At 35.0% G+C, this 19574-nt stretch carries 20 protein-coding genes; 4 read left to right on the forward strand and 16 right to left on the reverse strand.

Annotated features, from left to right (window positions below; translation table 11 throughout):
* Positions 1–75 precede the first annotated feature (75 nt).
* Together FS85_RS0102235 and FS85_RS0102240 are read left to right on the forward strand one after the other, a co-directional pair.
* Positions 76–672 carry a hypothetical protein gene (locus FS85_RS0102235; RefSeq protein ID WP_010134362.1) on the forward strand — a complete coding sequence of 199 codons (597 nt, stop codon included), beginning with the start codon at positions 76–78 and terminating at the stop codon, positions 670–672.
* Between the two features lie 55 nt (positions 673–727).
* Positions 728–2065, forward strand: coding sequence for a DEAD/DEAH box helicase (locus FS85_RS0102240; RefSeq protein WP_010134363.1), 1338 nt, complete (start codon positions 728–730; stop codon positions 2063–2065).
* Between the two features lie 17 nt (positions 2066–2082).
* Here the strand turns inward: FS85_RS0102240 and FS85_RS0102245 are convergent, their stop codons facing one another.
* From FS85_RS0102245 to FS85_RS0102265, 5 genes are all read right to left on the reverse strand, one after another.
* Positions 2083–2529: a GreA/GreB family elongation factor gene (locus FS85_RS0102245; RefSeq protein WP_010134364.1), complete on the reverse strand. Its 447-nt coding sequence runs from the start codon at positions 2527–2529 to the stop codon at positions 2083–2085.
* Positions 2529–3620, reverse strand: coding sequence for a DNA polymerase IV (dinB, locus tag FS85_RS0102250; RefSeq protein WP_033194506.1), 1092 nt, complete (start codon positions 3618–3620; stop codon positions 2529–2531). The genes FS85_RS0102245 and dinB overlap by 1 nt, the downstream gene beginning before the upstream one ends.
* Positions 3621–3704: 84 nt before the next feature.
* Complete coding sequence (obgE, locus tag FS85_RS0102255) at positions 3705–4703, reverse strand: GTPase ObgE (protein ID WP_010134367.1); 999 nt, start codon at positions 4701–4703, stop codon at positions 3705–3707.
* Positions 4704–4829: 126 nt separating this feature from the next.
* Positions 4830–5402, reverse strand: a complete 573-nt coding sequence (locus tag FS85_RS0102260; protein ID WP_010134368.1) for an adenylate kinase — start codon at positions 5400–5402, stop codon at positions 4830–4832.
* A 189-nt stretch (positions 5403–5591) separates the two neighbouring features.
* Positions 5592–6440: an OmpA family protein gene (locus tag FS85_RS0102265; protein WP_010134369.1), complete on the reverse strand. Its 849-nt coding sequence runs from the start codon at positions 6438–6440 to the stop codon at positions 5592–5594.
* A gap of 64 nt (positions 6441–6504) precedes the next feature.
* Here FS85_RS0102265 and FS85_RS0102270 point away from each other — a divergent pair, with 64 nt between their 5' ends.
* Positions 6505–7530, forward strand: coding sequence for an FAD:protein FMN transferase (locus FS85_RS0102270; RefSeq protein ID WP_029489205.1), 1026 nt, complete (start codon positions 6505–6507; stop codon positions 7528–7530).
* Between the two features lie 434 nt (positions 7531–7964).
* Here the strand turns inward: FS85_RS0102270 and FS85_RS0102285 are convergent, their stop codons facing one another.
* From FS85_RS0102285 to map, 3 genes are all read right to left on the reverse strand, one after another.
* On the reverse strand, positions 7965–8678 hold the full coding sequence (locus tag FS85_RS0102285; protein ID WP_010134371.1) for a hypothetical protein: 714 nt from the start codon (positions 8676–8678) through the stop codon (positions 7965–7967).
* Positions 8679–8915: 237 nt separating this feature from the next.
* Positions 8916–9680 carry a class I SAM-dependent methyltransferase gene (locus FS85_RS0102290; RefSeq protein WP_010134372.1) on the reverse strand — a complete coding sequence of 255 codons (765 nt, stop codon included), beginning with the start codon at positions 9678–9680 and terminating at the stop codon, positions 8916–8918.
* A complete protein-coding gene (gene map / locus FS85_RS0102295) occupies positions 9681–10499 on the reverse strand; it encodes a type I methionyl aminopeptidase (protein ID WP_010134373.1) in 819 nt (272 codons plus the stop codon). It lies immediately after the preceding gene.
* A 144-nt stretch (positions 10500–10643) separates the two neighbouring features.
* Here map and FS85_RS0102300 point away from each other — a divergent pair, with 144 nt between their 5' ends.
* Positions 10644–11156 (forward strand): gamma carbonic anhydrase family protein, encoded by a 513-nt coding sequence (locus FS85_RS0102300; protein ID WP_010134374.1) that lies wholly within the window; start codon positions 10644–10646, stop codon positions 11154–11156.
* A gap of 32 nt (positions 11157–11188) precedes the next feature.
* On the opposite strand, the gene FS85_RS0102305 is transcribed toward FS85_RS0102300, so the two are convergent.
* The 8 genes from FS85_RS0102305 to FS85_RS0102340 form a co-directional block, all read right to left on the reverse strand.
* Entirely contained in the window at positions 11189–12550 is a 1362-nt protein-coding gene (locus tag FS85_RS0102305) for a glycoside hydrolase family protein (RefSeq protein WP_010134376.1), read from the reverse strand.
* 75 nt (positions 12551–12625) lie between these two features.
* Positions 12626–13435 carry a glutamate racemase gene (gene murI, locus FS85_RS0102310; RefSeq protein WP_010134378.1) on the reverse strand — a complete coding sequence of 270 codons (810 nt, stop codon included), beginning with the start codon at positions 13433–13435 and terminating at the stop codon, positions 12626–12628.
* 84 nt (positions 13436–13519) lie between these two features.
* Positions 13520–14023: an OmpH family outer membrane protein gene (locus FS85_RS0102315; RefSeq protein WP_010134379.1), complete on the reverse strand. Its 504-nt coding sequence runs from the start codon at positions 14021–14023 to the stop codon at positions 13520–13522.
* Positions 14010–14726: an OmpH family outer membrane protein gene (locus tag FS85_RS14970; protein ID WP_010134380.1), complete on the reverse strand. Its 717-nt coding sequence runs from the start codon at positions 14724–14726 to the stop codon at positions 14010–14012. The genes FS85_RS0102315 and FS85_RS14970 overlap by 14 nt, the downstream gene beginning before the upstream one ends.
* Before the next feature lie 9 nt (positions 14727–14735).
* Positions 14736–17252, reverse strand: coding sequence for an outer membrane protein assembly factor BamA (gene bamA / locus FS85_RS0102325; RefSeq protein WP_010134381.1), 2517 nt, complete (start codon positions 17250–17252; stop codon positions 14736–14738).
* The gene (locus FS85_RS0102330) at positions 17236–17940 is read right to left on the reverse strand and encodes an isoprenyl transferase (RefSeq protein ID WP_050809604.1); all 705 of its coding nucleotides are present in this window, start codon (positions 17938–17940) and stop codon (positions 17236–17238) included. Before FS85_RS0102330 ends, bamA begins: the two co-directional genes overlap by 17 nt.
* A gap of 65 nt (positions 17941–18005) precedes the next feature.
* Positions 18006–18596 carry a DUF6089 family protein gene (locus tag FS85_RS0102335; protein ID WP_010134383.1) on the reverse strand — a complete coding sequence of 197 codons (591 nt, stop codon included), beginning with the start codon at positions 18594–18596 and terminating at the stop codon, positions 18006–18008.
* A 62-nt stretch (positions 18597–18658) separates the two neighbouring features.
* On the reverse strand, positions 18659–19564 hold the full coding sequence (locus FS85_RS0102340) for an NAD kinase (RefSeq protein WP_010134384.1): 906 nt from the start codon (positions 19562–19564) through the stop codon (positions 18659–18661).
* Between the last annotated feature and the right edge of the window lie 10 nt (positions 19565–19574).

Genomic DNA, 19574 nt, shown 5'->3' on the forward strand with positions numbered 1-19574 from the left:
CTTAATAAATTCTTAATTCGTAGTGCTTTTAAACCTTGTGATTTTTGTTACTTTTGTATAAATTCAACTATAAGCATGCAAGATTACAAGAAACTCCTATGTACCCTAACCATATTTACCACATGTCTTTTCTCTTTTGCTCAAGAGGAAACAAATCAAAATATTTTAAATCAGTTTGAGGAAGTTTACTCTAGTTCTAGCACGTACCAAGATTATAAGGTTATTAAAATCAATAAGTACAATCAACTAAAAAATAATGTGGTAGACAGCCTTACTACCTTACAATCTTCTTTGTCTTCTAAAAATACAATCATTGCTAAAAATCAACAGCAAATAAGTGCTTTACAAAAAAAACTTTCTTCTTTAGAGAGCAGGCTGACTTCTGCTCAACAAAATAGAGACAATCGATCTGTTTTTGGAATTCCTGTAAACAAGTCTACTTTTACCATTATCTTAATCATTTCGCACACCATATTGATAGCTTTAGTGTTATTTTTTGCTTACAAATACAAAGGAAATGCTGGCACTACTAAAAACGCCATCAACAACTTAAAGCACTTAGAGGATGAGTTTGAAAATCATAAAAAAAATTCTTTAAAACGTTACCAAGAAGTTAACCGCAAACTACAAGACGAACTAAACAAACAATGGAAAAAAGACAATAAATCTTAAATCCCACTCCATCAAAGGGTTTTGACTATCTTTGCAGTCTTAAAACCATGGAATTATGTCTTTCGATACGCTAAACCTAAACACTCCTTTACGTAACGCTCTTACAGATTTAGGCTATACAGAACCTACCAAAATACAAGAACAAGCTTTTTCATGTATTATGTCTGGTAGAGATGTTGTAGGAATTGCACAAACAGGTACCGGAAAAACATTTGCTTATTTGTTGCCTATTTTGCGCATGCTACCGTTTTCTGAACAAAAACATCCAAGAGTATTGGTAGTAGTTCCTACTAGAGAATTGGTTTTACAGGTAATTGATGCTTTAGAAAAACTAACTCCATATATCAATATTCGCTTTGGTGGAATTTATGGGGGTGCCAACATCAACAAACAAAAAGAAATGATTCGTAATGGTTTGGATATTCTGGTTTCTACCCCAAGACGTGTTATTGATTTAGGAATGTCTGGAGCTTTAAAACTAAAAAACATACAAAAATTTGTAATTGATGAAGTAGATGAAATCTTTAATTTAGGTTTTAGGCTTCAGTTAATTGATATTATTGACTTATTGCCACAAAAAAAACAGACCATCTTGTTTTCTGCAACCATGACAGATGAAGTTTCGACTCTTATTCAAGACTTTTTTAACCATCCTATTTCGGTAGAATCTGCTGCATCGGGAACTCGTTTAGAAAATATTGAGCAAATTGCTTTTGAAGTACCAAACTTTTATACCAAAATTAATCTATTAAACTATTTACTACAAGAAGACGAAGAGTTTTCTAGAGTGTTGGTATTTATCAAACACAAATACTTGGCAGACTTGGTATTTACTGAAATTCAAGGAATGGCCGATTATCCGGAAGATACTTTTGCTTTAATACACTCTAATAAAACCCAAAATTATCGCTTGCGATCTGTAGAAAATTTTAAGGCTGGAAAACACAGAGTTTTAATTACTACCGATGTATTGTCTAGAGGTATGGACATCCCCAACGTTAGCCATGTAATTAATTTTGATTTTCCTAAAGAAGCAGAAGCATACATGCATAGAATTGGAAGAACAGGTAGGGCAGAAAATGAAGGTTTTGCATTATCATTTGTAACCGAAAGAGATGCAGAAATTATTGCCGAAATAGAAACATTAATGAATTATGAAATTCCAAAGTACAGCCTTCCTGATGAAGTTTTTGTAGACAGCCGTTTGATTGACGATGAAATAGAAAAAGATGATATCACTCCTTATCAAAAATTAGGATCTAAAGAATTTGCCCCTGGCCCTGCTTTTCACGAGAAAAAAGATAAAAACAAAAAAGTAAATTTAGGAGGTAGCTATCGTAGAAAGTTAGCAGCTAAATACAAAAAACCTCAAAGAAGAAAACCTAAAAAATAATTACTTATTAAACCTTCTTAAACAACTGCTTTAATTTCTAATACTTTCCCATCCCAAACAATGGTATCTCCTTGTTTCTTACCCAACAACAACTTTCCTATAGGTGCATTAAAAGAAATAACAAATACCGTATGTTGCATACACGCTACTTGTCCCAAACTTGTAGCTAAGTAATAGTACTGCTGATTTAACAATACCAAAGAACCTATTTGTACTATTTCTGTGGCATAGTTATCTAATCTTTGTAAAGCTTGTTTTTGTTGCAAAACAGTCTGGTATTGCTGTCCTAACTTTTCCATTTCCAACTGTAACATTGCTCTTCCCGTTTCGTGTTTGTCCCCTGCCGTACTCTTAGATTCAGACAACAAATCTGTTTTATAACCTTCTAAAACCAGTTGTATGGATTGTAACTTTTGCATTACTTGTCCTACACAAACTGCCAATAGCTCTTTTTTGTCTATCATTACAATTCTAGTTTAAGTTGAATGTATTGTTTTAAATTTTTAGGCTCTTCATTATCTAAGTTGTTGATGGAAATACCCAACAACCTTACTGAATTGCTTACCTTTTGTTGATACAACAGTTCTTTTATCACTTTGTAAATTTGCTGATGAGTACTTACAAAAGTATCTAAAGTTTTGCTACGGGTGGTCTGACTAAAGTCACTGTATTTAATTTTTAGGGTTACTGTTCTTCCTTTTACTTGATTTTTTTGCAATCTCCCTTCAATTTCTCTAGACAGTTGTTGTAGTTTTTCTAGCATAAAAACTTCGGAAGTTAAGTTCTCTAAATATGTATGTTCTGCCCCTACCGATTTTCGAGTTCGAAAGGGTTTTACAGGACTATTATGTATGCCTCTAACAATGGAATAGTAATGCTGTGCAGCACTTTTAAAATGCTGCTCTAAAAACGCTATGCTTTTACTTTTTAAATCTGCTCCTGTAAAAATCCCCAAACGATACATTTTCTCTGTCGTCTTTTTTCCCACTCCATAGAACTTACGTATGGGTAAAACTTCTAAAAAGTCGATTACCTCATCAGGAGCAATAGTTTTTTGTCCGTTAGGCTTGTTAATATCCGAAGCAATTTTAGCAACAAATTTATTAGGTGCAATTCCCGCAGAAGCATTTAGTCCTGTTTGCTCTTTTATTTTAATTCGAATCTCTTGAGCAATTAATGTTGCAGACGGACATTCTTTTTTGTTAAAAGTAACATCTAAATAAGCTTCGTCTAGAGACAAAGGCTCTATTAAATCTGTGTATTCCCTAAAAATACTTCTTACCAGATTAGAGATTTCTTTGTATCTGGCAAAATCAGAACGTACAAAAATAAGTTCTGGGCACATTTTTTTGGCTAAAGAACTTGCCATGGCAGATTTTACTCCAAACTTTCTGGCTTCATAACTGGCTGCCGCTATTACCCCTCTTTTACCATCTCCACCTACTGCAATAGCTTTTCCTCGCAATTCTGGGTGGTCTAACTGAGCTACTGAAGCAAAGAAAGCATCCATATCTACGTGGATTATTTTACGCTGGGATGTAGAGAAAGTTTCCAAAATAAAAATTAAAGATGCTTACAAAAATAAACAACCCGATTCAGAAATTTCTAAATCGGGTATTTTTAAGCAGCTGTATTGCATTTATATTTCTTTGTTAACTACTTTCCAAAGTGCATCTTTTAACGCTACAATTCCAGTTTGTGTTATGGAGGAAATAAATAAGGTTTCTATGCCTTCGGGCAGTTCTTTTTGCATTTCTTCTTTTAGTTCATCATCTAATAAATCAGACTTGGTAATAGCCAACAAACGATCTTTGTGTAGCAATTCAGGATTGTGCAACTCCAATTCGTTTAGCAATACTTTATAATCTTCTTTTACATCATTAGCATCTGCAGGAATCATAAACAGTAGGACTGAGTTACGCTCTATATGCCTAAGAAAGTAATGCCCTAGCCCTTTTCCTTCGTGTGCTCCTTCTATAATTCCAGGAATATCAGCCATTACAAAACTCTGAAAGTTTCGGTACTCTACAATTCCAATATTAGGTTTTAGTGTGGTAAAAGCATAGTCTGCAATTTTGGGTTTTGCAGCGGTTACAACAGACAATAAGGTTGATTTTCCAGCATTTGGAAACCCTACTAGACCAACATCGGCCAATATTTTTAATTCTATTTGAAACCATCCGTCTACTGCTGGCATTCCAGGTTGTGCATATCTTGGAGTTTGATTGGTTGCAGATTTAAAATGCCAGTTTCCTAATCCTCCTTTACCTCCTTCACACAAGATTTTTTCTTGACCGTCTTCGGTTATTTCAAATAAAACTTCTTGTGTATCAGCATTTCTTACAATGGTTCCTAATGGCACGTCTAAATATTTGTCTTCTCCATCAGCACCTGTACTACGGCTTGATGCACCATCACCACCATGCCCTGCTCTACTATGTTTTAAAAAACGTAGATGATGCAAAGTCCACATTCCTTTATTTCCACGAAGAATTACGTGTCCTCCACGACCTCCATCACCTCCGTCTGGACCTCCTTTTTCTATGTACTTTTCTCTATGTAAGTGTGCAGAACCTCTTCCTCCTTTTCCAGAGGAAGCGTAGATTTTAATATAATCAATAAAATTTCCGTCAGTCATTTTTAGATACTTTAGGCTTTAAGCATTATGCTTGTAGCTGTATTAAATTACAAAAATAAAAAAAGCTATTAGTAAATCTTTGAATTACTAATAGCTTTGATAGCCTATGGATTAAGGCACAACGTTTTATAATGTGTCAACTACTTGGGAAATTAATGCAGTGATTGATTCTATAGAACCTACTCCGTTAATTCCGTAGTATTTGTTTTGTTTTTCGTAGTAATCTTTTACAATAGCGGTTTTGGTATTGTATTCATTAAAACGGTTTCTAATTTTAGTTTCGTCTTGGTCATCTGCTCTTCCTGAAACTTTTCCTCTTTCTAGCAAGCGGGTAACCAAAATATCTTCTTCTACTTCTAAAGCAATCATAGCGTTGATAGTTGCTCCTTTTTTTGCTAAAAAAGCATCCAATGCCTCTGCCTGAGATTCTGTTCTTGGAAATCCATCAAAGATAAACCCTTTGGCATCGGTATTTTTTTCTACCTCTGCTTCTAACATGTTAATAGTTACTTCATCTGGCACAAGGTTTCCGTTATCTATGTAAGACTTTGCTAATAAACCTAATTCGGTTTCGTTTTTTATGTTGTATCTAAAGACATCTCCAGTAGAAATGTGTACCAAGTTGTACTTTTCTTTTAATACTTCGGCTTGTGTTCCTTTTCCTGCACCTGGAGGGCCAAACAATACAATGTTTTTCATGCTCTATAGTTTTAAATTACTGTTATTCAGTAAATCATCATTTATTAACAGAATGCAAATGTAAGTATCTGCAACGAACTATTAAAATATAGTTTTAGAAAACTATGGATTTGCTGTAGTGATACAAAAAAAGGTAGCAACTAAGTTGCTACCTTTTTTACTATGTCCTTAAAAGGAGTGGTTTGTATCTTATTTGTCGCTGTCTAATAAGTCGAAGAACTCATCTAACTTAGGCATGATGATGATTTTAGTTCTTCTGTTTTTAGATCTGTTTGCAGCTGTATCGTTGTCTACTACAGGTGCGTATTGAGATCTACCCGCTGCAATTAATCTTTCTGGCAATACGTCGTATTTAGTTTCTAACTCACGCACTACAGCAGCTGCACGTTGTACTGATAAGTCCCAGTTATCTTTAATAGCTGCTCCTTCTTTAACCAACTTGTTGTCTGTATGTCCTTCTACCATTACATCCATTTTAGGATATTGGTTTACAACAGTACCTACCTTTTTTAAGATTGCTGCTGCTCTTGAAGAGATTCTGTAAGAACCTGAGTTGAATAATAATTTATCTGCAATAGAAATAAATACTTTAGTTCCCTCGATGTTTACAGAAATGTCATCATCATTTAATCCGTTAGGTAAGATTTTCTTTAAACTAAAGGCAACTGCTAAGTTGATAGAGTCTTTTTTAGAGTTTGCTTCTCTGATGTATTTAATATATTCATCTTTTTGCTCTAATTGAGACAAAGTAGAACGCATGTTGTCTGTTGCAGATTTAGACATTGCGATTAAGTTATCTACGTTCTCTAAATATTTTTCATTCCCTTTTTCTAGAAAAGCAATTCTGTCTTTTAAAGCAGCGATCTCGTTTTCTGCTTTTCCTAAATCTACCTTAGAAGCAGATAAGTTTTTTTGAGCAGAAGCTAACTTATTTTGAACAGTTGCTTGCTCTGTTTGTAAATCAGAATACTTTTTTTTGGATACACAAGATGTTGCTACTAAAGAAATAGAAACGATTCCTAATAAAACTTTTTTCATGGTCTATAAATTGTATTTTTGTTTTGAACAAATATAAAAACTTTCCTACTAATACCTAATGATTATGCATATATCTAACTATATCAGTACGCTAAAAACACTTTTTTATAGTTTTTGTATATTTTTTTTAACTACCGGATGTAATTCTAAACAAAATGTATACAAAACGCTACAAGGAAATGTTTTTGGAACTACATTTCACATTAAGTATGCTGAGACTATAGAACGCAACATTGAGGAAGATATTGCCCAATTGTTTGAAAAAATTAATCACTCTTTATCTACGTACCACAAAGAGTCGGTTATTAGCCAGTTGAATAACCAACCTTTAGCGTCTGTAACCATAGACGAACATTTTTTAAAAGTAATGGAGGTTTCTAAAAAAGTTTACTTAGATACGGATGGATATTTTGATCCTACTATAGGAAAAACGGCTAGTGTTTGGGGCTTTGGAGCAAAAAAAATTACCCAAGAGCCTACACAGAACGAAATAGACAGCTTGTTGCAATACGTTGGGTTTGACAAGGTGCATGTAGAAAACAATGTATTGCTAAAAGAGAACAAGGAGATTTACCTAAACTTTAATGCAGTTGCCAAAGGGTATGGGGTAGATGCTGTAGGGGTTTTGTTAGAAGGATTAGGGATTCAGGATTATATGGTAGAGATTGGTGGAGAGGTAAGAGCAAGAGGAACGAACGATAAAGGACAATTTTGGTCTATAGGTATAGAAGAGCCTAATTTTGATGGTACAAGAAGCCTGCAAAAAGTTACCCGTTTGCAGAATGAAGCTATTGCCACTTCTGGGAATTATAGAAAGTTTAGGGTAGACCCAAATACGGGGAAAAAGATAGCACATACGTTGAATCCAAAAACGGGATCGCCATCGGAAACAGACTTGTTAAGCGTGTCTGTAATTACCAATGGGTCTTGTGCTGAGGCCGATGCTTATGCAACTGGATTGATGTCTATGGGATATGAAAAAGCAACCTCTGTAGTTGCAAAACACCCAGAGCTAAAAGTGTTTTTTATTTATTTAGATAATAACGAGGTTAAGACTTATGCTAGCAAGGGCTTAACGTTTATAAAATAAACGTTTTAAAAACCTGTAAAAACTTTAAAAGGATGTACTAAGCACATCCTTTTTTTATTTTAGCGATACAGACATATGCATGTTGCATTTGCAAATTCTTAAGATCCTTTTAAAAATTTACTAGTTACCTCATCCTATTTGTAGTTGTTGTTATTGGTTTCTTTTTTTACAATTATATATTTGGGTTTTACTTTAGAAAGTATATGTATGTACTTGTTGTTTTTACAAATTACATTGCTAAAACCGCTTAGTGTTTTTGCTGTATTGTATTTTACCTTTTGTTTTTTATAAATAGTATTTGGATTCTTGTTTTGGATGTATTTGCTTTATACATAACGCTGTTTGTGTTTTTGTTAGATTTTTTGATTATTTAAAAAAGCATTAAAAGTTTTGCTTTTAATGCTTTGGGTATTTGTGTTTGCCTTGTTTAATTGCTAAGAATTGTTTCTGAATTTGATTCTTGCAATTTTGGTATATTCTTCGGAGGTGGGACCATAGAGACTTTTGATGTACTTTTTGACATTTTGAGCAATGGTATACAAACCTGTTTTTGGAGCATAGAGCACGTTGTTGCGTTCTATTAGCTTTATGTTTAAGATTGCTTCGGTTTGGTCTACTGTTATGGTACTGTTTATAAGCGTTTGTTTGTAGTTGTTTAGGCTGGCAATTTTTAGGTCTTCGGTATTGGGGTTGTAGGAGGGTATGGTGCTAACAAACTCTATAAGTCTTGTAAAGTTTTCTGTTAATTGGGTAAAAGATTGTCTGGAGGTAGAGATGGTTTTGGTGGTATTTTGGGGGGTTGTTTGTCTTTTTCGTTTGTTGCCTTGTATGCTTCGGTTGATGGATTTTGCTTGGTCTAATGCTCCGTTAGAAAGTTCTAGAATGCCTAAATAATTGCTAATTCTGGTGCATAATTTTTTTAGGTTTTGAAAGTTTAATCGTCTTTGATGTATTGCATTTTTATTGTCTGTTTTTGATTGTATGGTTTGATTGATGCAATTGTTGGCTTTGGTGTACAGAGTGTCTAGGTTGGTAAGTTGAAGATTGTTTACCGAAGGGTTGTATTCTGGATAGGTGCTAATTTGCTGAATTAATTTTTGAAAGTTTGCTACATTGATTGCGTTTCCTGTTTCGTATTGATGACTCATATTCTAACAATTTTATTAATTAATAAGGATTAATATAGTAATTAATTATCATATGTTAATCTAAGTGATTATGTATAGAGTTCTGAGTAACAGATTTGTAATTATTTTGTTTTGGTTGTTTTGTGGTGTTTGAAACTCATCAACCTAAAAAAGAAAGAGTTGATTGGGGTGTTTGGTAACAGTATGTTTGATTGATTGCTGTTGGTAATTGTGTTTTAGAAGTTTTTTGGGTGTGGGCTACTTTTTAAAACATACAGGCAAGATTTCGTTTGCCATAAGGCTGTATTGTTGTATTTGTTTTGGGGTAAAGTTTTCTGAGACTTTGAATTGTTGAACGGTGAAGCCTGCGTTTTTTAGACGGGTAAAGTAGTCTAATCCGTAGATGCGTACATGGTCGTACTGGCCAAAGTGTTTTTTTCTGTCTTCTGGTTGGGTGATGGTATGATCTTCATACGTTGTTTCTAATTCCGTGTTCTGAGGTACTTGAAAAATTCCCCATCCGCCAGGTTTTAGCACTCGGTGTAGTTCTGACATGGCTTTGGCATCGTTGGGAATGTGTTCTAGTACGTGGTTGCAGAATACGACATCGTACGTATTGTCTTTAAAGGGTAAATTGCAAATATCTGCTTTTACATCGGCCAAAGGAGATTCTAGGTCTGTTGTGGTATAGTCTAAGTTGTTTTGTTTGCGAAATTTTTTGTAGAAGCACTGTTCGGGAGCTACGTGCAAAACTTTTAGTGATTGGTTAAAGAAATGGGTGTTTTGGGTTAGGTAAAGCCACATGAGCCTGTGTCTTTCTAAAGAAAGGGTTCCGGGAGCTAATACGTTTTCTCTTTGATTTTGGTATCCGTAAGGTAAAAACTTTCTGTAGGACTTTTGGTTGATGGGGTCTATGAAAGTAGCTCCTTTGTACCATAGGTTTAGCAAAGGTTTGGCAAGATAACTGGCTTTGATTAGCCAGGGTCTGGGTACTGTGTTGAGTATGGTTTTGAACAAGCCCATTTATGCACCGTAAGGTTTTGCTCTGAACTGATCTTCGACGTTGGTTTGAATGCCTAGAGCTTCGTTTACGTATTTGAAGGTTGATAAAATTTCGGGTTTTCCGTTGACAATGGCTACATCGTGTTCGAAATGAGCTGAGGGTTTTCCGTCTTTGGTTAGTATGGTCCATCCGTCGTTTAACTGAATGATTTCTTTGGTTCCCATGTTGGTCATGGGTTCTATGGCTACTACCATTCCATCGACAAATTTTTTACCTCTACCTCTTTTTCCGTAGTTGGGCATTTGTGGGTCTTCGTGCATTACTTTACCTAGCCCATGACCTACGAGCTCTCTTACGACACCGTAACCGTGGTCTTCGGTATATTTTTGAATGGCGTACGCTACGTCTCCCACTCTGTTTCCTGCTTTGAACTGGGCAATACCTTGGTACAAGCTTTGTTTGGTTACTTCTAATAGTTTTTTGATTTCATCGCTTACCTCTCCGACTTGAAAAGTGTAGGCGTGGTCTCCGTGAAATCCGTTTTTGTATGCACCGCAATCGATAGAAATAATGTCTCCTTCTTGTAAAGGGTCGTTGTTTGGGATTCCGTGAACGACTTGAGCGTTGGGACTCATACACAAACTGTTGGGAAAATCATACAAACCTAAGAAACTTGGTTCTGCACCATGATCTCTAATAAAAGTTTCGGCCAAGGCATCTAACTGCAAGGTGGTAACCCCTGGTTTTACTTCTTTGGCAAGCATTCCTAAGGTTTTAGAAACGATTAGGGCACTTTCTCTCATTAGCTCTATTTCTTCTAAGGTTTTGATTTTGATCATGGTTGCAAATTTGTGAACTGCAAAGATAGGCTTTTTGACGGATTGTTAAAACGAGGAACTAAGGAAGTAAAGCATGATAAACTTTGTGGTTGAGAATGTTTTTGTTTGGTTTGAATGGTTTAATTTTATGTAAAAATATAGAGGATGATTATAAAAGAATTAAATGGAAAAACACCCCAGTTTGGTGACGATTGTTTTTTGGCAGAGAACTGTGTTGTGATTGGTGATGTGGTAATGGGTAATGATTGCAGCGTATGGTACAATGCGGTGATTAGAGGTGATGTGCATAGCATAAAGATGGGAAATAAGGTAAACATACAAGATGGAGCTGTGGTACATGCTACGTATAAAAAACACCCAACGGTAATTGGAAATTCTGTTTCTGTAGGCCACAATGCCATTGTGCACGGATGCACTATTTATGATAATGTTTTGGTGGGGATGGGTGCTATTGTAATGGACGACTGTGTGTTGGAATCTAACTGTATTATTGCTGCGGGTGCGGTTGTTACTAAGGGAACTAGAGTTGCATCGGGCAGTGTGTATGCTGGTACGCCTGCTAAGAAAATAAAAGATTTGAGTGAAGCACTTTTGAAAGGCGAAGTAGAAAGGATTGCCGAGAGTTATTTAACATACGCTAGTTGGTATAAAAAATAAGAAAGCCCAGACTTTGGGTCTGAGCTTTTGTTTTATTTTTTGTCCATTATTTTTATTCTGCCCTCTGTTTTGCCTGTAAGCACCAATTGGTTTTCTGTGGGTAGTTGCATTGGGTAATCTGCATCTGTAAACACCACGGCTACAGAGGCCCCTAATACGGCACTTTCTTTGCCATACCCCCCGCCATCTACCAACGTATAATTGGCATCGTTTAGCACAGGGTTAAAATCTGGATTTTTATACAAAGGATGTAGTGCTTTTGGAACGTACACAAAGTTTTTATATGACAATGTTGCTGTATGATCTGTAGCTGCTAGACTGATGTTTTTGAATTGAGAATTTTGAGAGAAGCTTCCTCTGGCTTTTCTTTTAGAATCTTTGGCCACAAAACCTCTTCTTAGAAATAAGGTCCATGTACTTCCTTGGGATTTAGCTCCATCTACCAAAATTCTTCCGTTTACTACTGAATGGGGTTGCAAAAGTACTGCTGCTTTTCCGTGAATGCTTGCTACGTTTTTTATTACAATGTTAGAAACCCCAAGATTGTATTGCCTACCTGTGTGTGCTTCGATTCTGCACGTCATTCCCCCATGACTGACTAAGTTTTTTAGCAAAATATTTTTACCCACATTGGTTTGAGCCAAACCATAACCAATAGAACCCCCGGTAAGTTCTATATTGGCAATGGTAACGTTTTGGGCAATGTTTGCATGTTGGTTGCTAACCTTAACAGGGTTAAAAGCGATGGCTGCCCCTTTGGTAAGATGATCTTGTATGGTAAGATTTTGGATAAGAACATTTTTTACATAACCTATGGCAATGGCACGGTAAAAGGTGTTTTTGGGTCGGGTTAGTATGCATTTTGGTCTTGAGTTTATAGTGCCCAGACCTGTAATCTTTACGTTTTGTACTAAAGACTTGCCTTCTTTCATTCCTATATTGAACAAAAAATTTTTGATGCCTTTGTGCCATTTATCATGATCCATGGTAAAGGTAGTACCTTGTTCTATGGTGATGTGAATGTTAGATTTTAGACAAACATCTTTAATGGTATACGCACCTTTTTTGATGAGAATGGTTCCTCCGCCTTTTTGATTTAGGTCTGTAATTAGTTGATTCAATCGATCTGTATCGTTTTCTCCGGCAGTAAATGTTAGCATTCTATTTTGAGGAAGTTCTTTAAAATCTTTGCCTTGGTAACCTGCTCCGTCTTGACTGTAAGGAGTAGCAGGATACATACTACTATCTGAAACGTTTCCAGGATTTACTTTGGTTTGTGAATGCTTTGTGGTTTCTTCTGTTTCTTTATCAGATTGCTTTTCTATTGGATTGCTATTGGCAGAACAAGAAAAAAAGGTAAGTACTACAAATGCAAGACGAAGTATTGTTTTCATTTTTTTAGATTTTAGAAATCTAAATATAGAAGCAGATTCTAAAGAAAAGCAACTATAAATACACTATTGAAAGCATTATATTGCCGATTGATTTGCAAACACAACATTTTGATGCAGCGCTACATCTTGTGTAAGTTTTTGTAAGATAGCTAAATTACCATTACTGATAAGTAAGTGTTTTGCAGCTGTTGTTTTTGGATTTTGCAAATGATGTTCTGCCAATATACGTTCTGTTTGTTTGGCAACTGCAAAGCCTGAATCTATTACGGTAACTGTTGTACCTAGCAACTGTTTAATTTTAGGAATTAAATAAGGATAATGAGAACAACCCAAGACTAAATAATCTATTTGGTGTTGCATCATAGGTTGCAAATACTTTGTTAGCAGTTGTTCTAGTTCGGGGCTATTTATTTTGTCTGCTTCTATTAAAGGTACCAAGCCCGTACCCTCTTGCTCTACCACAGTAATGTTTGCTGCAAATTTTTGTGTCGTATGATGAAACAACGCACTGCTTAGTGTTCCTTTGGTAGCTAAAATTCCTACAGCTTTGGTTTGAGTGGCCAATGCAGCAGGTTTAATGGCAGGTTCTATACCTATAAAGGGAATTTGAAACTTATCTCTAAGAATATGGATTGCGTTGGTTGTGGCGGTATTGCAGGCTACGACAATTATTTTTGCACCTTTGTCTATTAGATACTGGGTATTTTTGATACAGATTGCTATAATTTCTTCTTTGGATTTTTCGCCATACGGAGCGTTGCTACTATCTGCAAAATAGATGGTATCTTCGTTGGGTAATCTTTTGATAATTTCTTTCCAGATAGAAGTTCCTCCTACCCCTGAATCAAAAATTCCGATTGGACTTGCTGTACGATTGGTTGTCATGGCACAAAATCAAATAAAAATTAAAGATATAAAAAAAGCATTCCTTGTAAGGAATGCTTTAAGTTGTGTGTTTGTATTTCTATTTTATTTTACTCCTAACTTAGCTTTGATTGCTGCTGAGATGTCTTCACCACCTTCAGAATAGATTAAGGTTCTAGCATCTAAGATGTACTGGATTCCTTTTTCTTTAGCGTATGCTTTGATAGCATCTTGAGCTTTCTTTACGATTGGAGCCAACAATTCGTTTTGTTTTTTTTGTAACTCTTGTTGAGCAGCAGCTTGTAATTGTTGAATTTTAGCTTGTTCTTGTTGTACTTCTACAGCTCTTTGTTGATTTTCTTCAGGAGTTTTAGACTTCTCTTCTGCTGTGTATCTATCAAACTTAGCTTTTAATGCAGTTGAAGCTGTTTTGATTTCAGATTCGTACGTTTTTCCTAATTTTTCCATATCTGCTTGCATCGCTTTGGCTTCTGGCATAGAAGCTACCACTTCGTCTAAGTTGATATGTGCAATTTTTTGAGCGTTTGCAAACTGTGTAAATCCTAGTGCAATAATTGCAATTAAAAATGTGGTTTTAATTTGTTTCATCGTTTTTCTTGTTTAATCGTTTTTGTCTTTCTTCTCGCCTTTTTTTAAGGGCTTCTTCTCGTTTTTTTCTTTGTTCTGCTATTCTAGCTTCTCTTGCTTTTCTGGCTTCTTCTCTTTTAAGAGCAGCCTCTTCTTCTTTTATTTCTTTCTCTGATTTTTGAATGTACTTTAAAACTAGGTCGCTAATATCGTAATTGTTATTGGTATAGAGCATAACGATGGACGAAGATTTTTCAAAAATCATGTCGAATTTACGCAATTTAGCTACCACTTGTACCGCATTGAATACTAAATCTTGGTAAGGAGTTACTAATTTTTTTCTTAGGTCATATAATTTTCCTTCAACTCCAAAATAGGTATTCTCTGTGGTTAATATTTCACGTTCGTACAATTCTATTTCTGTTTCTCTTTCTCTGATTAAATCCTCTGTTAACAAGGGTTTTTCATTTAGAAACTCTTTTTTCATGGTTTCTAGCTTTAGATACATCTTGTCTAAATTTCTTTTCCAAAGCGTTGTTTCAGAGTCTAGCTTAGACTGTGCTTGGGCATAAGATGGAATTTGTTCTAAGATGTATTCCATATCTACAAATCCTATTCTTTGTACAGATTGTTCTCTTTGTTGTGCCGTTACGGTTAGCACTGTAAAAACAAAAATTGTTACAAAAAAATGTTTGGGTTTGGATATGTATCTAGAAATAATCATGCCATGTTTTTAAAATTGTTGTCCTATGATAAAGTGGGTTTGCCATCCTGACTTTTGTATTTCTCCTGGAACATTGTCAAATCCATGACCAAAATCTATTCCTAACAAACCAAATGCTGGCATAAATATACGGATTCCTAGTCCTGCTGATTTTTTTACATCAAAAGGATTAAAGTTATCCATTCCGCTGTAAGCGTTTCCTGCCTCTACAAATCCAAGTGCATAAATTGATGCCGATGGTTTTAAGGTAATTGGGTAACGTAGTTCCATAGACATTTTATCGTATACGGTTGCTCCAAAAAATTCTCCTGCAGCTCCATCAGATAAAGAACTGTTTGGATATCCTCTTAATCCTATTACTTCTCTACCATCAAAATTGTTGGTATTTAATCCGTCTCCTCCTACGAAATAACGCTCAAAAGGAATTTCTCCTTTTCTGTTGTTGTATTGTCCTAGGTATCCAAATTGCAGGTTGGTCATTAATACAAATTTATCAACCAAAGCGGTGTACCATTTTGCTTTGATGTTTACTTTGTAATACTCTAACCATTTGAAACGTTCGTTGTTGCTTTCAAATCTTTCTGAAGTAAACATAGAGTAAGGAGGTGTAAATTTACCTTCTACACTAAATGTAGAACCGTATCTTGGGAAAATTAAGCTTGGTCCTGCTGAGTTTCTTTGTAAAGTTACGTTGTAAGATAGGTTGTGAGAAGTTCCTCTTCCGTTGTCAAAAGTTAAAGATCCAAAATTAAAATCTTTGGCCTCGTATCTTCTGTAACTAATGGCATTGCTAATGGTAAAGTAATCGTCTGGCCATTTTAATCTTTCTCCAATACCTACAGAAACTCCAAAAATATTTAACAACTGATCTTTATCTACATTGTTGTACGAAGTAATTTGTCCCAAACTATTGGTTTCGTATCCGTATTGTCTTTGATTGTAAATAGAAAAGGTAAAAGATCTTGGTTTTTTACCTCCCAACCAAGGTTCGGTAAAAGAGATGCTATTAGAGGTATTAAATCTACTGGCTTGTAACCTTAAAGACAATTGTTGCCCGTCTCCTAAAGGTAATGGCTTGTATTCTTTTTTATTAAAAATGTTTCTAATAGAAAAGTTGTTAAACGAAAGCCCTAATGTACCAATAAAAGATCCTCCACCATATCCACCTTGCAGTTCTATTTGGCTAGAACCTTTTTCTTCTAGACTATATTCTACCGCTACGGTTTTGTCTGCGTAATTTGGCTTTAGGTCTGGTGTGATGTTTTCTGCATCAAAAAATCCCATTTGCCCCAACTCGCGAATGGAACGGATGATATTGTCTTTGCTATACAAATCTCCTGGTCTTGTTCTTAACTCTCTAAAGATTACGTGATCGTTAGTTCTTTCGTTTCCTATTACAGAAACATGACTAATAGTTGCCGGATCGTCTTCGTGAATTCTGATTTCTACAGTGATAGAATCGTTCTCTACTTTGGTTTCTACCAAATTTATTTGAGAAAACAAATATCCATTGTTTTGGTACAAGGTAGAGATATCTTCAGAATCTGGTGTTCCATCTCCTTTTACACGTTCTTCTAAGGTTTTGGAGTCGTATACATCACCTTTGTCTATTTTTAAGATTTTTTGAAGTTGATCACTTGCATAGGTTTTATTTCCTAAGAACAAGATGTCTTTATAAAAGTATTTTTTTCCTTCCTCAAGACTTAAGTGCAGGTCGATGGTTTTTCCGTCTTTGTTCCAACTTATACTATCTGATAGAATTCTGGCATCTCTAAACCCTTTTCTTCTATACTTTTCAATCAGTTTTTGTTTGTCTTCTTCAAAAGCATCTTCTACGTATTTAGAGCGTTTCCAAAATCTTCCCCAAAATTTTTGTTTGGTATCTTTTAAGGCTTTTCTTACATCTCTGTCATCAAACTGTTCGTTTCCAGCAATTACGATTTCATCAATCTTAACTAACTTTCCTTTGTCAATTCTAACTACAGCATTTCTTAAATTTGGATTTTCTGGAGTATTGGTTTTAATGCGTACTTTGGCATTTAAATATCCTTTATCTATGTAAAATTGTTTGATGTAATTTTCTGTTGATTTTACCAAATTTTCTGTAAGCATTTTACCTTTTACAAAATCGGTATCTTCTCTAAATTTTTTGGCTTTGGATTTACTAACACCTATATAAGTAATTCTATCTAACTGAGGTAATTCTTGAATCGCAAATTCTAAATAAATTGTATTCCCCTCTAATTTGGTTGCGTATACTTCTACATTGCTAAACTTGTCCGTTTTGTGTAATTTTTTGATAGCACTTGTTAGCTTATCTCCTGGGATTTTAATCTCTTGTCCTGTTTTTAATCCTGAATAAGAAATTACTGAAGCCTCAGAAAACTGATTGGTACCCGTAACTGTAATTCCTCCTAACAAGTATCGTTTGGAAGTTGTTAAATCAGGTTCGGTTTCTTGTGAAAAAATAAGATTGCTAATAAATAAAAAAAGGATAGAAATATATTTCTTAAGTAACTTGTTCATGTTCTCCGTCTAATTGTTCGCTGGTTTTTCCAAACCTTCTTTCTCTGTTTTGATACGTTTCAACTGCTTTGTACAAGTCCTCTCTTCTAAAATCAGGCCAAAGTACATCGGTAAAATACAATTCTGCATAAGCCATTTGCCATAAAAGGTAATTGCTAAGTCTCTGTTCGCCACTAGTTCGGATCATTAAATCTACATCGGGCAAGTTGTGCGTGTACAAATGCTGCTGTATTTGGCAGTCGTTGATCTCGTTAATACTTAATTCTTTATTTTCTACTTTTTCTGCTATTTTTTTGATACAAGAAGTAATTTCTTCTCTACTTCCGTAGCTAAGTGCAAAGGTTAAAATAATTTTTGAATTATTTTCGGTGGTTTTAATAACTTCTTTTAGAGTTTGTTGCGCATTGTCTGGCAAGTCGTTTAATTTACCAATGGCATTAACCTTTACCCCGTTTTTCATAAAATCAGGGACTTCTTTTTTTAAAGACTTGGTTAGCAAAGTCATCAATGCATCTACTTCTAGTTTAGGTCTTTTCCAGTTTTCTGTAGAGAATGCATATAGAGTAATTGCCTCTGCTCCTATTTCTGAGGCGGCTATCACAGATTCTCGAACTGCTGTTAACGCATTTCTGTGACCAAAAATCCTAGCCATTCCTTGTTTTTTTGCCCACCTACCATTACCATCCATGATAATTGCAATGTGTCTAGGAATCTTATTTTCTTTTAATTGATCTAACAAATTGTATTTTTTATTTAGAACTTACTTCTTGTCTTATAATCTTTTGGCCATCCAAAAGTATAATAAATACTACCTCCTAAAAAGTAATAAGCATCATAAGTACTTCCATTAGTAGCCATTCCGTCCAAGTCGTCTGTTAATGCAACTCTTCCCTTTGCTTCTAATGAAAATAAGAAATCTCTATTAATTGCTCTTTTATATCCAATTCCAACTGGCAAAGCTATCATGGGTTTATAACCAGCTCCGTTATTGTAAATAAGGGCTGCTGCTTCTAAAATAAAATAGGGTGTTCCTCTTTCACCTTCTCTAAAACGCAATAGGTTGTATTTTGAGAAATTGAAATCAACACCTAATGTTCCTTCTAGAATACTTATGTTATCGTGTTTTAATCTATTGGCTGTTAAACGATATGCAATTCTGGGGTTTGCATTTTTTTTAATAGCAAAACCGATACTTGTTGGCGATATTTTTGGTTTTAGTAAATCCATAGTAGTGCTATTATCGGTTAAGATGTTTGGCATATTCAAAGTAAAACCAGCTTCATAGATTTGGGAAAAACTGTTTTGAAAAGAAATAAAGATGAGTAGGTAGATTAGTTTTTTCATATTCAATGTTTAAACGTGTCAAATATAATTAATTGATCAATAAAATTATTAGGATTCTATTTTCATTTTATTGAAAACTTATTTCTTGTATCCTGTCCCCACAATAACTTATCTCTTAACGTATTGATAAAAGCATGGTTCTTTAAGGCAACGATCTTGGCTGTAAAATCTGCTTTGGTTACAATCAATTCTGTTTCTACATCAATCGTGGTGACTCTTGAGTCCAAAGATGCTAAAAATTGATCTTCTCTCCTCAAAACTTTTAGTTTAATTTCGGTATTGTGCGAAATAACAATAGGTCTTGCGTTTAGGTTATGCGGTGCCACAGGTGTGATTAAAAAATTGTCTGTGTTTGGCATAATTACTGGACCTTGGCAGCTTAGAGAATATCCTGTAGATCCTGTAGGGGTAGAAATAATTAAGCCATCTGCGTAATAAGTGGTTAAATACTCTCCGTTTAAGTAAGCCTCTACTCCTATCATAGAAGTTGTGTCTTTTTTGGCAATGGTTAAATCATTCAACGCACATCCTATGCTTACAAATTCTTTAGAGTTTTCATTACTTTTTACATTTAACATTACTCGCTCCTCGACTCTATAATCTCCACTAAAAAAAGCTTTCATTGCTTGTGGAATTTCATTTTTCTGTACTGTGGCCAAAAAACCCAACCTTCCCAGGTTGATTCCTAAAACAGGAATTGGTAAGTGTTTTATTTGGTCCAATGCTCTTAAGATTGTTCCATCACCCCCTAAAGAAATTAGTGTTTGGAAAGAAGCGTCTAATGTGTTTTCATCATCGTAAACAGGTAACCCATTTGTAACGGACAATCCTGCTTGTTTTAATTCTTCTGCATAAGTACCAAAAACACAAACACTTGCATTCGCTTGTTCTAAAATTTCAAACAACTGAATTACATATTTTTCATGCTCTTGATGATAGGCCTGCCCATAGATGGCTACTTTTTTCATTCGGATTACT

The organism is Ochrovirga pacifica (assembly GCF_000220525.1).
Taxonomy (GTDB): Bacteria; Bacteroidota; Bacteroidia; order Flavobacteriales; family Flavobacteriaceae; genus Ochrovirga; species Ochrovirga pacifica.